Genomic DNA, 18,147 nt, shown 5'->3' on the forward strand with positions numbered 1-18,147 from the left:
CGTTCACCGCATCAGCGCAATGCTGGAAAGCCACAGCCTGCACAGACGAGGCCAGAGGGCGACCGGCGTCTCTGACTGGCCGATCCCAAAGCCGTGACCGCCCAGCGCGAAGCGGTGATACTCCACCGGCACCTGCGCCGCCTTGCAGGCGGCATCGAGGATGCGGCTATGCTCGGGGCCGATCACCGGGTCGTCGTCGGTCTGGACGAGGAAGATCGGCGGGCATCCCGTCCGGACATAGGTCTGCAGCGACCATGCCGCGCTGTCGGCTTGGCTCGGCGCCTCGCCCACCAGGGAGCGGCGGGTGGTGGTCCTGTCGTTCGGCGCCTCCACCGAGACGACCGGGTAGATGAGGCTCGCGAAATCCGGCCGGGCCGAACCCTCGTCCGCCGCATCGACCGGCGCATAGGATTGGAACGCCGGGCGTGAGGCGGTCATGCCGGCGAGGTGCCCGCCGGCCGAGAAGCCCATGATGCCGAGCCGGGCGGGATCGATGCGGAAGCGGTCGGCCTGGGCGCGGATCAACCGAAGCCCGCGCTGCGCGTCCTGAAGGGCCACGATGGGTCCGTCGTTCCAGCCCTCGCGCGGCAGGCGGTAGGTGAGGACGAAGGCGGTGATGCCCTGCGCGGCGAGCCAATAGGCGGCTGGGTAGGCCTCCTTCACGAGGCCGATCCGGGCATAGCCGCCGCCCCCCGCGACGAGCACCGCAACGCCGGTCGGCTTATCCGGCAGGAAGGCTTCGAGGATGGGGGTTGCGATGTTGCTGACGGCGCCGCTGTCGTCCCAGCGCAGCGGCCCTGTCGGCCCTCCCCCACCCGGCGGCGTCGAGGGCCAGAGGGCGATCCGCTCCGGCGCGCCGACCGCCCGCGCGGGCGCGACGGAGAGGGCGGCGGCAAGGCCCAGGAAGAGCGAGCGGCGATCCGGCATGCGGCGTTCCCGCGGCCGCCATATCCCGTCGCCGCCGCTGCCAAGCAAGACAGTCGGGCGGGTTAAGTTCCCCGCCAGGTGATCCCGGCGACGAGACGCCGCCGGGACTTGGCTTCTTACCGGGAGAACTTCTTGTACTTGATCTTCTTCGGCATGAGCGAGTCCGCGCCGAGGCGGCGCATCTTGTCCTGCTCGTAATCGGAGAAGTTGCCCTCGAACCACTCGACGTGGCTCTCGCCCTCGAAGGCCAGGATGTGGGTCGCGATGCGGTTCAGGAACCAGCGATCGTGGCTGATGATAACCGCGCAGCCCGCGTAATCCTCCAGACCCTCTTCGAGGGCGCGGAGGGTTTCCATGTCGAGGTCGTTGGTCGGCTCGTCGAGGAGCAGCACGTTGCCGCCCTTGCGCAGGGTCGCGGCGAGGTGGACGCGGTTGCGCTCACCACCCGAGAGCGTGCCGACCTTCTTCTGCTGGTCGGGGCCCTTGAAGGCGAAGGCCGCGCAATAGGCCCGCGAATTGATCTCGCGCTTGTTGAAATACAGGATGTCGTTGCCGCCGGAGATCTCCTGCCAGACGGTGGCGTTGGGATCGAGAGCGTCGCGGCTCTGATCGACGTAGCCGAGATGCACGCTCTCGCCGATCTTGATCTCGCCGTCGTCGGGCTTCTCGTTGCCGGTGATCATCTTGAACAGGGTGGTCTTGCCGGCGCCGTTCGGGCCGATCACCCCCACGATGCCGCCCGGCGGCAGCTTGAAGGACAGGTCCTCGATCAGCAGGCGCTCGCCATAGGCCTTCGAGAGCTTGTTGAACTCGATGACGTTCTGGCCCAGCCGCTCGGTGATCGGAATGACGATCTGCGCCGTGGCGTCGACCTTCTGCTGCTGCTTCGCCACGAGTTCCTCGTAGCGGGTGATGCGCGCCTTCGACTTGGTCTGCCGGGCCTTCGGCGAGGCCGAGATCCATTCCTGCTCGCGGGCGATGGAGCGCTGGCGGGCCATGTCCTCGCGGCCCTCCTGCTCCAGGCGCTTCTGCTTCTGCACCAGCCAGGAGGAGTAGTTGCCCTCGTAGGGGATGCCCTTGCCGCGATCCAGTTCGAGGATCCAGCTCGTCACGTTGTCGAGGAAGTAGCGATCGTGGGTCACGATCAGGATCGCGCCCGGATACTGGCGCAGGTGGCCTTCCAGCCAGTTCACCGTTTCGGCGTCGAGGTGGTTGGTCGGCTCGTCGAGGAGCAGAAGCTCCGGCTCCCACAGCAGCAGGCGGCAGAGGGCGATGCGGCGGCGCTCACCGCCCGACAGGGTGCCGACGGGCTGCTCGTCGCTCGGGCAGCCGAGGGCCTCCATCGCCTGATCGATCTTCGAATCCAGCTCCCACAGGCCCAGCGTCTCGATCCGGTCCTGAAGCTCGGTCATCTCGTCGGCGGTTTCCTCCGAGTAGTTCATCGCGAGCTCGTTGTAGCGGTCGAGCATCGCCTGCTTCTCGGCCACGCCCTCCATCACGTTCTCGCGGACGGACTTGTTCGGATCGAGATGCGGCTCCTGCGGCAGGTAGCCGACGCGGGCGCCCTGCGCGACCCAGCCGTCGCCGGAGAAGTCGGTGTCGATCCCGGCCATGATCTTGAGCAGGGTCGACTTGCCGGCGCCGTTGACGCCGAGCACGCCGATCTTGGCATCGGGGTAGAAGGACAGGTTGACGTTATCGAGGATCTTCTTGCCGCCGGTGTAGGCCTTGGTCAGACCCTTCATGTGATAGATGAATTCGCGGGCCATCGCGGGTCGTCCTTGTTCGGGATTGGGTCCGAGTCGCGGCGGACGGCGGCGGGCATCTCGGCCGGCCCTGTCGCGCGAGTCAGGATGTGTCGTATGATCCGTCTCGAGTAACAGGACGGCCGGAGAGCGGCAAGGATCGCCCCGCCCTCCCCGCTCAGGCGAAGGGGTTCTTCACCTCGCGCGGCGGCGCCTCGGGCGCCTCGGCCACCTGCGCCGGCAGCTCCCGTCCTTCCAGCGCCTTCACGATGGCCTCGACCGTGTCGCGCAGCCGCCGCGCCGCGTCGAGCCCCGCCCTGTCGCAGGTGATGTCGAGGGAGCCGTGCAGGGCGATCCGCTCCGTGCCGTTCTCGATGGACAGGCCGCCGAGGCTGCGTACGGTAGCCTCGTCCGCGAAGGGCTCGAAACGGTCGGGCGTCGTCTTCGTCATCGTCGCCTCAGAAGATCTCGCGCAGCAATTCGCGGACGGCCTTTCTCAGCGCCCGCATCGTCTCGCGCCAGAGCCAATCGCGCCAGCCCTGGTCCTGCGACCCGTCCGGACGCCGCGCCTCGCCGCGCCCGCCGGATTGTGGATCCGGCAGTGTCATCGCGCTCGCCTTGGCGGCGGGCGGCAGGGCGGGGAAGACATCGACGCCCGTCACCGTGCGAAGCTCGTCGAGGGAGAGGCTCTTCCACTCGCGCCCGGCCGCGTTCGGCACGAGATAGGCCCCGGCCTGCCCGGTCGCCGGGTCGTAGAGTGCTTTGTACAGTTGGGTCGGCACAAGGACGCCCTCGCCGATCTCGCGCAGGGACTCGCCCGCGAAGACCACCCCGGTCACGACGTAGACCGAGCCGTGCCGCGTCGCGAAACGCCGGGTGCTCTCTTCAATGTCGCTCCAGATGCCCCGGTTCATCGCCCTGTCCTGCGGGACGATGTTCGCGAGGCTGAACGATTCCACCTGCGCCGAGAGGGTCGGCATGTCGGCGGCGGGGGCGAGATGGCCCCGGTCGAAGCCGCTGCGGACGTAATCTTCCAGCCGCGCGCGGGCCTCCGGCGGCAGACGCGTCTCCTCGTGGAACGTGTCGTCCCGGGCGACCGTCCGCGCGGCGGCGATGCTTTCGCGGGTGAGATGTTCGGCCGAATAGAGTGGGGTCCGGGTCACGCCGGAATGCAGCACCGCGAAGGCTTCGAAGCACAGGGCCGTCGTCCGCTCCGTGAGCTTGGCATTGACCAGCACCGGCCCTTGTCCGCCTGCGAACAGGGCGGGGCAGGTCTGCGCCTTGGCCGTAGTTGCGGCCGTCGCGGCGAGCAGGGCGAGGGCGGCGAGACGCAGGCTCGTCACCAGCAGGCCCGGACGTGCCGCGTGCCCTCCGGGGTCGGCCGATCACGCCGCGCGCAGGGTCGGCCGAGGCTATCGACGAAGAGGCGCACATCCCGGTCCGGCCCTCCCGGCACTGTGCGGACGGGGCAAATGCCGAGGAAGTTACAGGCGAAGTCCAGGTTGCCGTCCGGCACACGCGGATCGGCCAAAGCTTGGCTGCAGTATGGGATGATGGAGATCAGCAGGATCTTGCAGAGACGAGCAGGTCTCAACGGATTACCTCATGTGGCGGTAAGGGCACTGGACTGGAAAAAAGCGTCATCCCGACATTGATCGGAGCGCCGATCGTTCGTAACTGGAAATATCGTGATAGCGGCGGCATCCCGGATTTCATACGGTCGCGCCCCGCTCAAGGCCCGTGCGGTGTCCGGTCCGGATCGGCGCGGCGGGCGGCACAGTGAACAAGCGAGTGCGAGCATTGGCGATCACCCCTGAGCAATCAGCGTTGCTGGATCGTGTGAACGAGCCGTCGGACCTGCGGACGGTGCCGGAAGGCGAGCTGCAATCCGTGGCCGATGCCGTGCGCGCCGAGATGATCGACGCCGTGTCCATCACCGGCGGCCATCTCGGCTCGGGGCTGGGCGTCGTCGAGCTCACCGTCGCCCTGCATCACGTGTTCGATACCCCCGACGACCGGATCGTCTGGGATGTCGGCCACCAGTGCTACCCGCACAAGATCCTCACCGGCCGTCGCGACCGCATCCGCACCCTGCGCCAGGGCGGAGGCCTGTCCGGCTTCACCAAGCGCTCCGAGAGCGTCTACGATCCGTTCGGCGCGGCCCACTCCTCGACCTCGATCTCGGCCGCCCTCGGCATGGCGGTCGGCCGCGACCTCGACGCCGCCGCCGCGAAGGCCAAGGGCCAGACGCCGAAGCGCCGCAACATGATCGCGGTGATCGGCGACGGCTCGATGTCGGCGGGCATGGCCTACGAGGCCATGAACAATGCCGGCGCCCTGCATTCGCGCCTCATCGTCATCCTCAACGACAACGACATGTCCATCGCGCCCCCGGTCGGCGCGATGTCGGCCTACCTCGCGCGGCTCGCCTCGGGCGACACCTACCGGACGCTGCGCGACGCCGCCAAGCAGCTCGGCAAGCTCCTGCCGAAGGCGATCTACCAGCGCGCGGCGGCGGCGGAGGAATACGCCCGCTCGCTGGTGGTCGGCGGCGGCACGATGTTCGAGGAGATGGGCTTCCACTACGTGGGTCCGGTCGACGGCCACAACCTCGACCACCTGCTGCCGGTGCTGAAGAACGTCCGCGACACTGAGACCGGCCCGATCCTGCTGCACGTCGTCACCCGCAAGGGCAAGGGCTACGCGCCGGCCGAGGCCTCGGCCGACCGCTATCACGGCGTGGTGAAGTTCGACGTGGTGTCGGGCGTCCAGGCCAAGGCCAAGCCGAACGCGCCGGCCTACACGCGGGTGTTCGGCGAGAGCCTGATCAAGGCGGCCGACGCCGACCCGAAGGTCGTGGCGATCACCGCCGCGATGCCCGGCGGCACCGGCATCGACCTGTTCGGCAAGGCGCATCCGGACAAGACCTTCGACGTCGGCATCGCCGAGCAGCATGCCGTGACCTTCGCGGGCGGTCTGGCGACGGAGGGCTACAAGCCGTTCGTGGCGATCTACTCGACCTTCCTGCAGCGGGCCTACGATCAGGTGGTGCACGACATCGCCCTGCAGAACCTGCCCGTGCGCTTCTGCATGGACCGGGCGGGGCTCGTCGGCGCGGACGGCGCGACCCATGCGGGCGCGTTCGATCTCGCCTATCTGTGCTGTCTGCCGAACATGACGGTGATGGCGGCGGCCGACGAGGCCGAGCTGGTCCACATGGTGGCGACGCTGCACGCCCATGACAGTGGCCCGTCCGCCCTGCGCTACCCGCGCGGCGAGGGTGTCGGCATCGAATTGCCGGAGCGGGGCGAGGCCCTGCCCATCGGCAAGGGCCGCGTGGTGCGCGAGGACGCGAACGCGCGGGTGGTGATCCTGTCGCTCGGCACGCGGCTGGCCGAGGCGCTGAAGGCGGCGGATACGCTCGCCGATCAGGGCGTGGCGGTCACGGTGGCGGATGCGCGCTTTGCCAAGCCGTTGGACGAGGCGCTGATCCTCGACCTCGCGTCGCGGCACGAGGTGCTGCTGACGATCGAGGAGGGCTCGCGCGGCGGGTTCGGGGCGATGGTGCTGCACCTTCTGGCGGAGAAGGGCGCGCTGGATGCGGGCCGTGTGCGGGTGCGGACGCTGACCCTGCCGGACGCGTATCAGGACCACGACAAGCCGGAGAAGATGTACGCGGAAGCCGGCCTCGACGCCCCGAGCATCGTCAAGGTCGTCACCGAGACGCTGCCCGAGCGCAAGGACGGCCGTTCGCGTCTGCGCCTCGCCTGATGGGACTGCACGGCCGCGCCTTGCCGCGGCCGGGCCTGCCCTATTAGAACGCCGACCGGCGGGCATCTTGCCCGCCGTCATTGTTTACGACCTGACGAGATACGATGGCTGTGGCCACCCCATCCGGCCCGGCCGAGGCCGGCCCCGTGCTGATCACCGGCGCGAGCGGCTTCCTCGGCTCGGCCCTGGTCGACGTCTTCCGCCGGGCCGGCTTCCCGGTGCGCATCCTCGTGCGCGCTTCGAGCCCCCGCACCAACCTCACATGGCCCGATGTCGAGATCGTCACGGGCGACATGCGCGATGCAGGCAGCGTTGCGGAGGCAATGCGCGGCCAGCGCTACCTGATCCACGCCGCCGCCGACTACCGGCTCTGGGCGCCCGATATGGAAGAGATCGTCCGCACCAACCGCGACGGCACCCGGCTGATGATGCGGGCCGCCCTCGACGCGGGCGTCGAGCGGGTCGTCTACACGTCGAGCGTCGCGACCATCCGCCCCCCGGCCGATGGCGTCACGCCCTCCGACGAGACCATGCCGCTCACGCCGGAGACGGCCATCGGCGCCTACAAGCGCAGCAAGGTCGTGGCCGAGCGCGTGGTGGAGGAGATGGTCGCCCGCGACGGGTTGCCGGCGGTGATCGTGAACCCCTCGACGCCCATCGGCCCCCGCGACGTGAAGCCGACTCCCACCGGACGGATCATCCAGGAAGCGGCGCTCGGCAAGATGCCGGCCTTCGTGGATACCGGCCTCAACCTCGCCCATGTGGACGACGTGGCCCACGGCCATCTGCTAGCCCTGAACAAGGGGCGGATCGGCGAGCGCTACATCCTCGGCGGCGAGGACGTGTTCCTGTCGCAGATGCTGGCGGACATCGCCGGAATGGTCGGGCGCAAGCCGCCGACCGTGAATCTGCCGCGCGCGGTCGTGTATCCGGTGGCGTTCTTCGCGCAATTGGCCGCACGCTTCACCGGCAACCAGCCCTTCGCCACCATCGACGGCATCCGCATGTCCCGTTACCGGATGTTCTTCTCCGACAAGAAGGCGCGGGCCGAACTCGGTTACACGGCGCGGCCCTATCGCGAGGGCCTCTCCGACGCGATCGACTGGTTCCGGGGCGCGGGATACCTGAAATGACCACCCTCGACACCGCGACCGACACCCGCTCCGGCAAGGGCCATCGCGACGAGAACTTCCCCGTCGCCTCGCACCTGATCCATCCGCGCCATCGCGGGGCGATCCTGGCCTTCTACAACTTCGTCCGCGCGGGCGACGACGTGGCCGACCATTCCGACCTGACGCCCGAGCGCAAGCTCGCCCTCCTCGACGGGCTGGCCGATGCACTCACCGGAGCCGGTCCCACCGACCCCGAGGCGGCGCCGCTGAAGGCGGAACTCGCGACCCGCCGGCTTCCGCCGCGCCATGCCCTAGAGCTGCTCGACGCGTTCCGCATGGACGCGCGCAAGAACCGCTACGCCGACTGGGACGAGCTGATCCACTATTGCCGCTTCTCGGCGATGCCGGTGGGCCGCTTCGTGCTCGACATCCACGGAGAGGACCCGGCGCGGGTCTACGGCCCCTCGGACAAGATCTGCGCGGCGTTGCAGATCATCAACCACATCCAGGATTGCGGGAAGGACTTCCGCAATCTCGATCGGGTGTACCTGCCGCAGGATTGCCTGGACCGGCATGGTGCCACCATCGCCATGCTCGGCGAGGCGAAGGCCCCTCCGGCGCTCCGCGCGGTGTTCCACGAACTGGCGCAGCAATGCCTCGTCCTGCTCGATGAGGGCGCCACCCTGCCGGACCTGATCGACGACACGCGGCTCTCGCTGGAGATCGCGGCGATCCATCGCCTCGCGGTGGTCCTGTCGAAGGGCCTGCTGGACCGTGATCCGCTCTCCGAGAAGGTCCATCACGGCAAGGCGGCCTTCGCCCTCATCGCCCTGCGCGGCGTTGCCGCGACCCTCGCGCGCCGCCCGTTCCGCGGGCGGATCGTCCGCGCGGCCATGCAAGGAGCCTCCCGTTGAGCGCCACCGCGACGCCCGCGACCGCCGCCGAGGCCGAAGCTCCGGCGCTGCCCGCCGCCGGCTCGTCCTTCTACACCGCCATGCGCCTGCTCCCGAAGGAGCGGCGGGAGGCGATGTATGCCGTCTACGCCTTCTGCCGGGCCGTCGATGACGTGGCCGACGATGGCGGCGCCCGCGACGTGCGCCGCACGGAACTCGACCGCTGGCGGGCCGATATCGACGCGCTCTATGCCGGCCGTCCGGTGGCTTGCACACGCGACCTTGTGGAACCGGTGAAGCATTTCGGCCTGAAGCGCGAGGATTTCCAGGCGGTCATCGATGGCATGGCGATGGACGCCGAGGAAGACATCGTCGCCCCCGACGAAGCGACCCTCGACCTCTATTGCGACCGCGTCGCGAGCGCCGTGGGGCGCCTCTCCGTGCGCATCTTCGGCATGCCGGAGGCGGACGGGGTGAAGCTCGCATGGCACCAGGGCCGGGCACTGCAACTCACCAACATCCTGCGCGACATCGATGAGGATGCCGAGCGCGGGCGCCTCTATCTGCCCCGCGAGAAGCTGGAGGCCATCGGTCTCGCGAACCCGACGCCGATGCAGGCGATCATGCATCCGCGCATTGGCGAGGTCTGCGCGGCCATCGCGCAGGAGGCCGAAGCGCATTACCGGGCGACCTGGGAGATCATCCGGCGCAGCCCGCGCAAGGCGACCAAGGCGGCGCGGCTCATGGCGGCGGCCTACCACCTCTACCTTAAGGCGGTGATCCGCCGGGGGTGGGCGCCGCCCCGCGCCCGGGTGAAACCGGGCAAGCTGTCGCTGATCCTCGTCGCCCTCCGCCACGGCGTACTGTGATGGCCAAGGTCCATATTGTCGGCGCGGGCCTCGCGGGGCTCTCGGCCGCCGTCTCGCTGAGCCGGAGCGGCAAGCAGATCGTGCTGCACGAGGCCGCCAAGCAGGCCGGCGGGCGCTGCCGCTCGTATTTTGACCCGAGCCTCGGGCTTCACATCGACAACGGCAACCACCTGCTGCTCTCCGGCAATGCCGACGCGCTCGGCTTTCTGCGCGAGGTCGGCGCGCCCGACGATGCCTTGATCGGCCCGGACGAGGCGGCCTTCGACTTCGCCGACCTGAAATCCGGCCAGCGCTGGACGCTGCGCCCCAATGCCGGCCGCCTGCCCTGGTGGGTGCTGAGCCCGTCGCGCCGGGTGCCGGGCACCCGTGCCCGCGACTACCTCGCGCCCCTCGGGATTCTGCGCGCCGCCGCCGGCAAGGCCGAGGGTGCGGGCGGGACGATCGGCGAGAACATGGAATGCTCGGGCCCGCTCTACGAGCGCCTGTGGCACCCGGTTCTCCTCGCGGCCCTGAACACCGAGCCCCGCGACAGCGATGTCGGCCTCGCCGCGCGCATCCTACGGGAGACGCTGGGCGCGGGCGGCAAGGCCTGCAAGCCGATGGTGGCCGAGAAGGGTCTCTCCTACGCCTTCGTCGACCCGGTGCTCGCGACCCTCGCCAAGCGCGGCGCGCAGGTGCGCCTCGGCCGCCGCCTGCGCGGGCTCGACGTCACGGACGGGCGCGTCACCGCGCTGCAATTCTCGGATGGGCCGGAGGCGATCGGGCCGGGTGATTCGGTCGTGCTCGCGCTGCCGCCGTGGGTGACGGCCGACCTGTTGCCCGAAGTCCCCACGCCGCTCGAGTTTCGCTCGATCGTGAACGCCCATTTCGCGGTCGTTCCGAAGCCCGGCAGCCCGCTTGTTCTCGGTGTGGTGAATAGTCTTACGGAGTGGCTTTTCGCCTATTCCGACCGATATTCTGTCACGATTTCAGGGGCGGATAGACTCCTCGACGTGCCGCGCGAAGACCTCGCCCGGCAGATCTGGGGGGAGATCGCCACGCTCGGCAATCTTGCTTCGGAACTGCCACGCTGGCAAATCGTCAAGGAGAAGCGTGCAACGTTCGCCGCGACGCCGACCGAGGCGGCGCGGAGGGCTCCTGCGCGCACGCGGCACGCGAACCTCGTTCTCGCGGGCGATTGGACGGCCACAGGCCTGCCATCGACCATCGAGGGTGCGATCCGCTCCGGCAAGACGGCCGCCCACGCGTTGATGTGTGCGGACACACCTGCGCGTGGCGCAGCGTGAGGCATGGCGGTTGCAACTTGAGCGTTCCCCGCCGGAACGGAGGCCGTTCCGGTGCGAGGGGGCGCGTGAAATGGGGGCTTGAGGCCTTTTCCGGGCGGGACGCGTTCGGGACGGGCGGCAGGTGACCGTGAGGCGAGGACAGATGCGAGAGGCCGTGAACAAGATAGAGGCGCTGCAGCGCCCGAAGACGCAGGACATCAGCCTGGAGACCGTCGAGCGCAGCGTGAGCGTTGCGACCCGGGCTCTCGGCGCCCTGGCTCAGCAGGATGGGCATATCTGCTTCGAACTCGAAGCCGACGCGACCATCCCCTCCGAATACATCCTGTTCCACCATTTCCGCGGCCATCCGCCGGCGCCCGACCTGGAGCGCAAGATCGGGAACTACCTACGTCGGACGCAGGGTCCGCATGGCGGCTGGGCCCTCGTCCACGAGGGGCCGTTCGACATGAGCGCGACGGTGAAGGCCTATTTCTGCCTCAAGATGATCGGCGAGGACATCGAGGCCCCGCACATGCGCCGGGCCCGCGAGGCGATCCTCACCCGGGGCGGCGCGGCCAACGCCAACGTCTTCACCCGCTTCCTGCTGGCCCTCTACGGTGAAGTGCCGTGGCGCGCCGTGCCGGCCATGCCGGTCGAGATCATGTTCCTGCCGAAGTGGTTCCCCTTCCACATCGACAAGGTGAGCTACTGGGCCCGCTGCACGATGGTCCCGATGTTCGTCCTGCAGGCGACGAAGCCGCGGGCGAAGAATCCGCGCGGCATCGGCATCCAGGAACTGTTCGTGACGCCGCCGGAGAGCGTCCGCTCCTGGCCTGGCTCACCCCATGCGACGTGGCCCTGGACGCCCATCTTCGGCTTCATCGACCGCATCCTCCAGAGCACCGAGCACCTGTTCCCGCGCAGCCCCCGCCAGCGCGCCATGGAGAAGGCCCGCGCCTGGGTGAGCGAGCGGCTGAACGGCGAGGACGGCCTCGGCGCCATCTTCCCGCCGATGGTGAACTCGGTGCTGATGTACGAGATCATGGGCTACACGCCCGACCATCCGCAGGTGAAGGTCGCGCTGGAGGCCATCGAGAAGCTCGTCGTCATCAAGGACGACGAGGCCTACGTGCAGCCCTGCGTCTCGCCCGTGTGGGACACCGCGCTTGCGAGCCACGCCTTCCTCGAAGCCGGCGGCCCGGAGGCCGAAGCCACGGCCCGCGCGGGCCTCGATTGGCTGAAGCCCCGGCAGGTGCTCGACATCGTGGGTGACTGGGCGGCCCGCAAGCCGAAGGTACGCCCCGGCGGCTGGGCGTTCCAATACGCCAACGCCCATTACCCGGACCTCGACGACACCGCCGTGGTGGTGATGGCGATGGACCGTGCCATGCGCCAGCATGGCCTCGTGGCCGGGATGCCGGACTACAAGGTGGCCATCGCCCGCGCCCGCGAATGGGTCGAGGGCCTGCAATCGGCCGATGGCGGCTGGGCCGCCTTCGATGCCGACAACAACTACATGTACTTGAACCACATTCCGTTCTCCGATCACGGAGCGCTCCTCGACCCGCCGACCGCCGACGTGACCGCCCGCGTGGTGGGGATGCTGGCGCAGCTCGGCGAGACCCGCGAAACCTGTCGCTCCCTCGACCGGGGCGTGAACTACCTCCTGAACGATCAGGAGGAGGACGGCTCGTGGTACGGCCGCTGGGGCATGAACTTCATCTACGGCACGTGGTCCGTGCTGAATGCCCTCAACGCGGCGGGCATCTCGTCCGCCGATCCGCGCGTCCAGAAGGCCGTCTCCTGGCTGATCCGCATCCAGAACCCGGATGGCGGCTGGGGCGAGGATGCCTCGTCCTACAAGATCGACCCGGAGTTCGAGGCAGGCTCCTCCACCGCCTCGCAAACCGCCTGGGCGCTGCTCGCCCTGATGGCGGCGGGGGCCGTGGACGATCCCGCCGTGACGCGGGGCATCAACTTCCTCACCCGCACGCAGGACACGGACGGTCTTTGGAGCGAGGAGCGCTACACGGCGACGGGTTTCCCGCGCGTGTTCTACCTCCGCTACCACGGCTACCCGAAGTTCTTCCCGCTCTGGGCGCTCGCGCGCTACCGGAACCTGAAGAAGAGCAACACTCGCCAGGTCGCCTTCGGCATGTGACCCGGCCCGTCGTGGGACGGGGCGGAACGCCGCCCCGCCCCGCGCTTATGACGACGCGGCGCCCGCGCCCTGCTATGAGGGCCGTGATTCGCCCGAGCGGCGGCCCCCTCGACCCGCGCGCCCCTTGCCCTCTCCCGACCCCGATCAGCCCCGCCGCCGGCCTCCGCCCGGCCTGCTCGCGGACCTGATCCAGCCCCGCCCCATGATCGACCCGTCAGCCCCCGTCCTCGCCGTCACCGGACTTGCCCGCGAGCGGCGGATCGCTGCCGGCCGTGGCGTCGAGGCCGTCGGCGCGGGTGGCGATCCGGCCCGCCTGCGCGTGCTGCTCGACGGGCGCGTTCCCCCGGCCTGCCGCGCCGTGGTGAGCTTCGGCATCGCGGGCGGCCTCGATCCCAGTTTGAAGCCTGGCGATGTCGTCGTCGGCACCGGCATCGTCACGGCCGATGGACGGCGGCGGGCGGATCTCGACGCGGCCGCCGCGATGGTGGGCCTGCTCGCCGGCCTGCCCAATCGCGTGATCTCGGCCGATCTTGCCGGAGTCGATGCGGCGGTGCTCGCCGTCGCCGACAAGACGACACTGCGCGAATCCACGGGCGCGGCGGCCGTCGATATGGAATCGCATGTCGCGGCGACCTTCGCCGGGCGGCACGGCCTGCCCTTCGCAGCCCTGCGGGTGATCTGCGATCCGGCCGACCGGGCGCTCCCCGCCTTCGCTGCCAACGCCCTCACGCCCGATGGCGAGCCGGACATCCGGGGCGTGCTCTCGGCCCTGGTCTTCGGACGGGCACGGATCGGCGACCTCATGCGCCTCGGACGCGATTCGAATGCGGCGTTCGCCGTGCTCGCCCGCTGTCGCCAGTGCCTCGGCGATGGGCTCGGCATCCCCGTTCCGGCCGCCCAGCCTTGAACGAAAAATGGCGCCGGTCCTGAGACCGGCGCCAGTCGAGGGGCGTCACCGGGGGAAGAGGGGTTCCCCCTTAACAGCCGGCATCAGCCGGCATTCTTGTTGAGCGAGATCGCCACGAAGCGGGTCTGGCCCTTGGCGCTCTTCACCCGCATCAGCACGGCCTTACGACCGTTGGTCTCGGCGGCGCGGACCTGTGCGGCCACGTCCGCAGGGCTGGAGACCGACTGACCACCCACGTCGAGGATCAGGTCGCCGCGCTCGATGCCCTTCGCGGCGGCCGGACCATCCGGGTCCACCTGCATCACGGCCACGCCCTGATCGGACAGGCCGACCTCGGCGGCGGGGGCGAGGCCGAGGCCCAGGTGCACTTGACCACCGCCGTTTTCATCGCGGCTCGCCACCTTGGTGCCGTCGGTCGGCATGGAGCCGAGGGTGACGGTCGCCGTGTCGGACTTGCCGCCGCGCAGGTAGCCGAGCTTCACTTCGGCACCGGGCTTCATGGAGGCGATGCGGCGGGAGAGTTCGCGGGCGCTGTCCACGGTCTCGCCGTTCACCTTCTCGATCACGTCGCCGGACTTCAGCCCGGCCTTGGCCGCCGGGGTGCCGCTCTCGGCATGATCGACCAGCGCGCCCTTGGCCTTGTCGAGGCCGAGGCCCTCCGCGATGTCCTGCGTCACCGGCTGGATCTGTACGCCGAGATAGCCGCGGGCGACCTTGCCGTCCGTGCGGAGCTGATCCACCACCGCCTGCACCGTCTCGGCCGGGATGGCGAAGGCGAGGCCGACGCTGCCACCGGACGGCGAGGCGATGGCCGTGTTCACGCCGACCACTTCCCCGTTGACGTTGAAGGTCGGGCCACCGGAATTGCCCTTGTTGATGGGCGCGTCGATCTGCAGGAAGTCGTCGTAGGGGCCGGCGCCGATGTCGCGGCCACGGGCCGAGACGATGCCCGCCGTCACCGTGCCGCCGAGGCCGAACGGGTTGCCGATGGCGACCACCCAATCACCCACCTGCGGCGCGGACTTGCCGAACTGCACGTAGGGGAAGTTGCCGCCGTCCTTGATCTTCAAGAGCGCGACGTCGGTCTTGGCGTCCTTGCCGATGACCTTCGCGTCGAGGGTGCGGCCGTCGTCCAGCGTCACCTGCACGGTCGTGGCGTGGTCCACGACGTGGTTGTTGGTGACGACGTAGCCATCGGCCGAGATGATGAAACCCGAGCCCACGGCGCCACGGCTGCCGCGACGCTGCGGCTGCGCGTTCGGGCCGTTCTCACCGAAGCGCTTGAAGAACTCGCGCAGTTGCGGCGGGACATTCTGGAGGTTCTGGCCGTTGTTGCCGCCGCCGTCCTCGTCGTCGCTCGCGGAATCGTCGAGCTTCACCTTCACCGAGACGACGCCCGGCTTCACCTTGTTGACGATGCCGGCGAACGAACCCGGCGGATGCTCGGGCGCCTCGATGGGCGACTTCGGCAGGGCCTGGGCGAAGGCGGGGGTCGCGGCGGGCAGGTAGCCGCTGCCCACGGCCCCACCGGCCACCAACGCCGCGGCGGCGACGGAGGCGAGGGCACGGCTGGTGTAGCGGCGGGCGGTACGGGGCTCGGTCATGGGGCTCTCACACCTGGAACAATCGGGACGACGCCTGTCGCGGCCGTCGATGGGATCGTTCTAGGCGCCCGGCCCTCACCCCGGTGTGGCGGGCAGATTACCGTTTTGTCAGGTGGGCGGCCGTGCGTGACGGCCGCCCAGCAATCGCCGGTCTACTCGCCGCTCAAACGGGCCAGCGCCTCGTCGATCTTCACGAGGCGCGCACTCTCGGCCTCCCGCCGCTCGCGGTTCTCCTCAATGATCTCCTCGGGGGCGCGGGCGACGAAGTCGGCGTTGGCCATCTTGGCATCGACCTTCTTGATCTCACCTTCGGCCTTGGCCTTCTCCTTCTTCAGCCGCGCGACCTCGGCGGCGAGGTCCACGATGCCTTCGAGCGGCAAGGCGGCCACGCTGCCACGCACCAGCAGTTGCACGGACTTGGCCGGAGGCGCGTCGGTGAAGGTGATCTTCGACAGGCGGGCGAGGCGCACCAGCGTCTCGCGCCACGCCTCGACCCGCGCCCTCACCGCCGCATCAGCGCCGACGAGCACCAGCGGGATTTGCGCGCCGGCCGGCACGTTCGTCTCGGAGCGCGCCGAGCGAATCTGGCCGATGAGATCGACCACGAAGCCGACCTCCTCCTCGGCCCCTTCATCCGCGAGCCCCGCGAGGTCGGGCCAAGCGGCGAGCGCCAGCAGGCCGCGCCCTTCGAGGCCCTCGCCCTTGATGCCCCACAGCTCCTCGGTGAGGAACGGCATGAACGGGTGCAGGATCTTGGCGACCTGATCGATCAGGTAGGCGACGCTCGCCTGGGTCTCCGCCTTGGCGGCCGGATCGGCCCCCTCCCCCTGCAGCACCGGCTTAGCGAGTTCGAGGTACCAGTCGCAGAAGATGTTCCAGGTGAAGCGGTAGGCGGCGTTCGCCGCGTCGTTGAACCGATAGGCCGTGATCGCGGCCTCGACCTCGGCCACCGCGCGGGCGGCTTCACCCAGGGCCCACTTGTTGATCGCCCCCGTGACCGCGCGCGGATCGAAGGCGGGATCGAGGGTGCAGCCGTTCAGTTCGGCGAAGCGGGCCGCGTTCCAGAGCTTCGTCGCGAAGTTGCGGTAGCTCTGAACGCGGTCGGTCGACAGCTTGATGTCGCGCCCCTGCACGGCCAGCGCGCAGAGGGTGAAGCGCAGGGCGTCCGCCCCGACCTGCTCGATGATTTCGAGAGGATCGACGACGTTGCCCTTCGACTTCGACATCTTGGCGCCGGAGGCATCCCGCACCAGCGTGTGCAGGTAGACGGTGTCGAACGGGACTGCGCCCGTGACGTGCAAGCCCAGCATCATCATGCGGGCGACCCAGAAGAACAGGATGTCCTTGCCCGTCACCAGCGTGTTGGTCGGGTAGAAGCGGGCGAGTTCCGGCGTCTTGTCCGGCCAGCCGAGGGTCGAGAACGGCCACAGGCCGGAGGAGAACCACGTATCGAGAACATCGGGATCGCGCGTCAGCGCCACGGCGCGGCCGTGCTTCGCCTCCGCCTGCACCAGGGCGTCGGCCTCGCTCTCGGCGACGTAGACGCCGCCGTCATCGTCGTACCAGACGGGAATCTGGTGGCCCCACCAGAGCTGGCGCGAGATGCACCACGGCTCGATGTTGGTGAGCCACTGGAAGAAGATCTTCTCGTAGTTCTCCGGCACGAACTGGGTCTTGCCGTCGCGGACGGCCTGCATCGCCCGCTCGGCCAGCGGCTTCACGTTCACGTACCATTGGTCCGTGAGGTAGGGCTCGATCACCACATTCGAGCGGTCGCCGTGCGGCACCATGTGGGTGTTGGGCTCGATGGTGCGCAGGCGACCGCGCTCCTCCATCAATTCCACGACGCGCTTGCGCGCCGCCGCCCGGTCCACGCCGTGCAGGGCCAGCACATCCGCCTCGGGGGACGCCTCCACCAGGAACGCCTCGTTGCCCTCGATGAGCATCCTGCCCTCGGGATCGAGGACGTTGATCATCGACAAGGCGTGCCGCCGGCCGACCTCGAAGTCGTTGAAGTCATGGGCCGGGGTGATCTTGACCGCGCCGGTGCCCTTCTCCGGATCCGAATAGCTGTCGGCGACGATCGGGATCAGGCGCCCCACCAGCGGCAGGCGCACGTACTTGCCGACGAGGGACATGTAGCGCTCGTCCTCCGGGTGCACCGCCACAGCGGTATCGCCCAGCATCGTCTCGGGCCTAGTGGTGGCGACGGTGATGATCTCGCCGGTCTCGGCACCATCCGCATCGACCACGGGGTAATCGAAGTGCCAGAGATGGCCCTTGATCTCGACCTGTAGCACTTCGAGGTCTGAGATCGCGGTCTGGAACCGGGGGTCCCAGTTCACGAGGCGCTTGTCGCGGTAGATCAGGCCGTCCTTGTGTAGGTCCACGAAGGTCTTGAGCACGGCGCGGCTCAGGCCCTCGTCCATCGTGAAGCGCTCGCGCGTCCAATCGCAGGAGGCGCCAAGCCGCTTCAGCTGCTCCACGATGGCGCCGCCGGACTCGGCCTTCCACGCCCAGACCTTTTCGAGGAACGCCTCGCGGCCGATCTCCCGGCGGCCGGGCTCCTTGCGCTCGGCCATGCGGCGCTCGACCACCATCTGCGTCGCGATGCCGGCATGGTCGGTGCCGGGCTGCCAGAGCACGTCGCGCCCGCGCATGCGCTCGAACCGACAGAGCACGTCCTGCAGCGTGTTGTTGAGGGCGTGGCCCATATGCAGCGAGCCCGTCACGTTCGGCGGCGGGATCACGATGCAATAGGGCGCGGCGCCGGCCCGCTCGGGGCGGCCGGCGCGGAAAGCCCCCGCATCCTCCCACGCGGCGCGAATGCGCGCCTCGACGGAAGCCGGGTCGAAGGTTTTGTCCATCATCGCGAAAGTCGGGCCGAAAGCGG

Annotated in this window: 13 protein-coding genes; 7 read left to right on the forward strand and 6 right to left on the reverse strand. The window is 69.2% G+C overall.

The window, feature by feature from the left end; genetic code table 11:
* Positions 1-3: 3 nt before the first annotated feature.
* From AAHF99_RS07245 to AAHF99_RS07260, 4 genes are all read right to left on the reverse strand, one after another.
* A complete protein-coding gene (locus AAHF99_RS07245) occupies positions 4-927 on the reverse strand; it encodes an alpha/beta hydrolase (protein ID WP_342163411.1) in 924 nt (307 codons plus the stop codon).
* A 116-nt stretch (positions 928-1,043) separates the two neighbouring features.
* On the reverse strand, positions 1,044-2,696 hold the full coding sequence (gene ettA / locus AAHF99_RS07250) for an energy-dependent translational throttle protein EttA (RefSeq protein WP_342163413.1): 1,653 nt from the start codon (positions 2,694-2,696) through the stop codon (positions 1,044-1,046).
* A gap of 154 nt (positions 2,697-2,850) precedes the next feature.
* Positions 2,851-3,123 (reverse strand): hypothetical protein, encoded by a 273-nt coding sequence (locus AAHF99_RS07255; RefSeq protein WP_342163414.1) that lies wholly within the window; start codon positions 3,121-3,123, stop codon positions 2,851-2,853.
* A 7-nt stretch (positions 3,124-3,130) separates the two neighbouring features.
* Positions 3,131-4,015 (reverse strand): DNA/RNA non-specific endonuclease, encoded by an 885-nt coding sequence (locus tag AAHF99_RS07260; RefSeq protein WP_342163415.1) that lies wholly within the window; start codon positions 4,013-4,015, stop codon positions 3,131-3,133.
* Between the two features lie 457 nt (positions 4,016-4,472).
* Between AAHF99_RS07260 and dxs the strand changes: the two genes are divergently transcribed.
* The 7 genes from dxs to AAHF99_RS07295 all read left to right on the forward strand — a co-directional run bounded on the left by dxs (position 4,473) and on the right by AAHF99_RS07295 (position 13,650).
* Positions 4,473-6,443: a 1-deoxy-D-xylulose-5-phosphate synthase gene (gene dxs, locus AAHF99_RS07265; RefSeq protein WP_342163416.1), complete on the forward strand. Its 1,971-nt coding sequence runs from the start codon at positions 4,473-4,475 to the stop codon at positions 6,441-6,443.
* A gap of 104 nt (positions 6,444-6,547) precedes the next feature.
* Entirely contained in the window at positions 6,548-7,576 is a 1,029-nt protein-coding gene (hpnA, locus tag AAHF99_RS07270) for a hopanoid-associated sugar epimerase (RefSeq protein ID WP_342163418.1), read from the forward strand.
* On the forward strand, positions 7,573-8,469 hold the full coding sequence (gene hpnC, locus AAHF99_RS07275; protein ID WP_342163419.1) for a squalene synthase HpnC: 897 nt from the start codon (positions 7,573-7,575) through the stop codon (positions 8,467-8,469). The genes hpnA and hpnC overlap by 4 nt, the downstream gene beginning before the upstream one ends.
* Positions 8,466-9,317: a presqualene diphosphate synthase HpnD gene (gene hpnD / locus AAHF99_RS07280; RefSeq protein ID WP_342163420.1), complete on the forward strand. Its 852-nt coding sequence runs from the start codon at positions 8,466-8,468 to the stop codon at positions 9,315-9,317. The genes hpnC and hpnD overlap by 4 nt, the downstream gene beginning before the upstream one ends.
* Positions 9,317-10,603: a hydroxysqualene dehydroxylase HpnE gene (gene hpnE, locus AAHF99_RS07285; protein WP_342163421.1), complete on the forward strand. Its 1,287-nt coding sequence runs from the start codon at positions 9,317-9,319 to the stop codon at positions 10,601-10,603. The genes hpnD and hpnE overlap by 1 nt, the downstream gene beginning before the upstream one ends.
* Before the next feature lie 142 nt (positions 10,604-10,745).
* Positions 10,746-12,743: a squalene--hopene cyclase gene (gene shc / locus AAHF99_RS07290; RefSeq protein ID WP_342163422.1), complete on the forward strand. Its 1,998-nt coding sequence runs from the start codon at positions 10,746-10,748 to the stop codon at positions 12,741-12,743.
* Positions 12,744-12,945: 202 nt separating this feature from the next.
* The gene (locus AAHF99_RS07295) at positions 12,946-13,650 is read left to right on the forward strand and encodes a phosphorylase (RefSeq protein WP_342163466.1); all 705 of its coding nucleotides are present in this window, start codon (positions 12,946-12,948) and stop codon (positions 13,648-13,650) included.
* Between the two features lie 83 nt (positions 13,651-13,733).
* On the opposite strand, the gene AAHF99_RS07300 is transcribed toward AAHF99_RS07295, so the two are convergent.
* Complete coding sequence (locus AAHF99_RS07300) at positions 13,734-15,254, reverse strand: Do family serine endopeptidase (RefSeq protein ID WP_342163423.1); 1,521 nt, start codon at positions 15,252-15,254, stop codon at positions 13,734-13,736.
* Positions 15,255-15,406: 152 nt separating this feature from the next.
* Positions 15,407-18,124, reverse strand: a complete 2,718-nt coding sequence (locus AAHF99_RS07305) for a valine--tRNA ligase (protein ID WP_342163424.1) — start codon at positions 18,122-18,124, stop codon at positions 15,407-15,409.
* Positions 18,125-18,147: the final 23 nt, after the last annotated feature.

This window comes from Methylobacterium litchii, from assembly GCF_038442315.1.
Classification (GTDB): domain Bacteria; phylum Pseudomonadota; class Alphaproteobacteria; order Rhizobiales; family Beijerinckiaceae; genus Methylobacterium; species Methylobacterium litchii.

Coding starts and splice junctions, on each gene's coding strand:
- AAHF99_RS07295 (WP_342163466.1), top strand. CDS start 12,946: ATGATCGACCCGTCAGCCCCCGTCCTCGCCGTCACCGGACTTGCCCGC.
- hpnC (WP_342163419.1), top strand. CDS start 7,573: ATGACCACCCTCGACACCGCGACCGACACCCGCTCCGGCAAGGGCCAT.
- AAHF99_RS07305 (WP_342163424.1), bottom strand. CDS start 18,124: ATGATGGACAAAACCTTCGACCCGGCTTCCGTCGAGGCGCGCATTCGC.
- hpnA (WP_342163418.1), top strand. CDS start 6,548: ATGGCTGTGGCCACCCCATCCGGCCCGGCCGAGGCCGGCCCCGTGCTG.
- shc (WP_342163422.1), top strand. CDS start 10,746: ATGCGAGAGGCCGTGAACAAGATAGAGGCGCTGCAGCGCCCGAAGACG.
- AAHF99_RS07300 (WP_342163423.1), bottom strand. CDS start 15,254: ATGACCGAGCCCCGTACCGCCCGCCGCTACACCAGCCGTGCCCTCGCC.
- AAHF99_RS07255 (WP_342163414.1), bottom strand. CDS start 3,123: ATGACGAAGACGACGCCCGACCGTTTCGAGCCCTTCGCGGACGAGGCT.
- AAHF99_RS07245 (WP_342163411.1), bottom strand. CDS start 927: ATGCCGGATCGCCGCTCGCTCTTCCTGGGCCTTGCCGCCGCCCTCTCC.
- ettA (WP_342163413.1), bottom strand. CDS start 2,696: ATGGCCCGCGAATTCATCTATCACATGAAGGGTCTGACCAAGGCCTAC.
- hpnE (WP_342163421.1), top strand. CDS start 9,317: ATGGCCAAGGTCCATATTGTCGGCGCGGGCCTCGCGGGGCTCTCGGCC.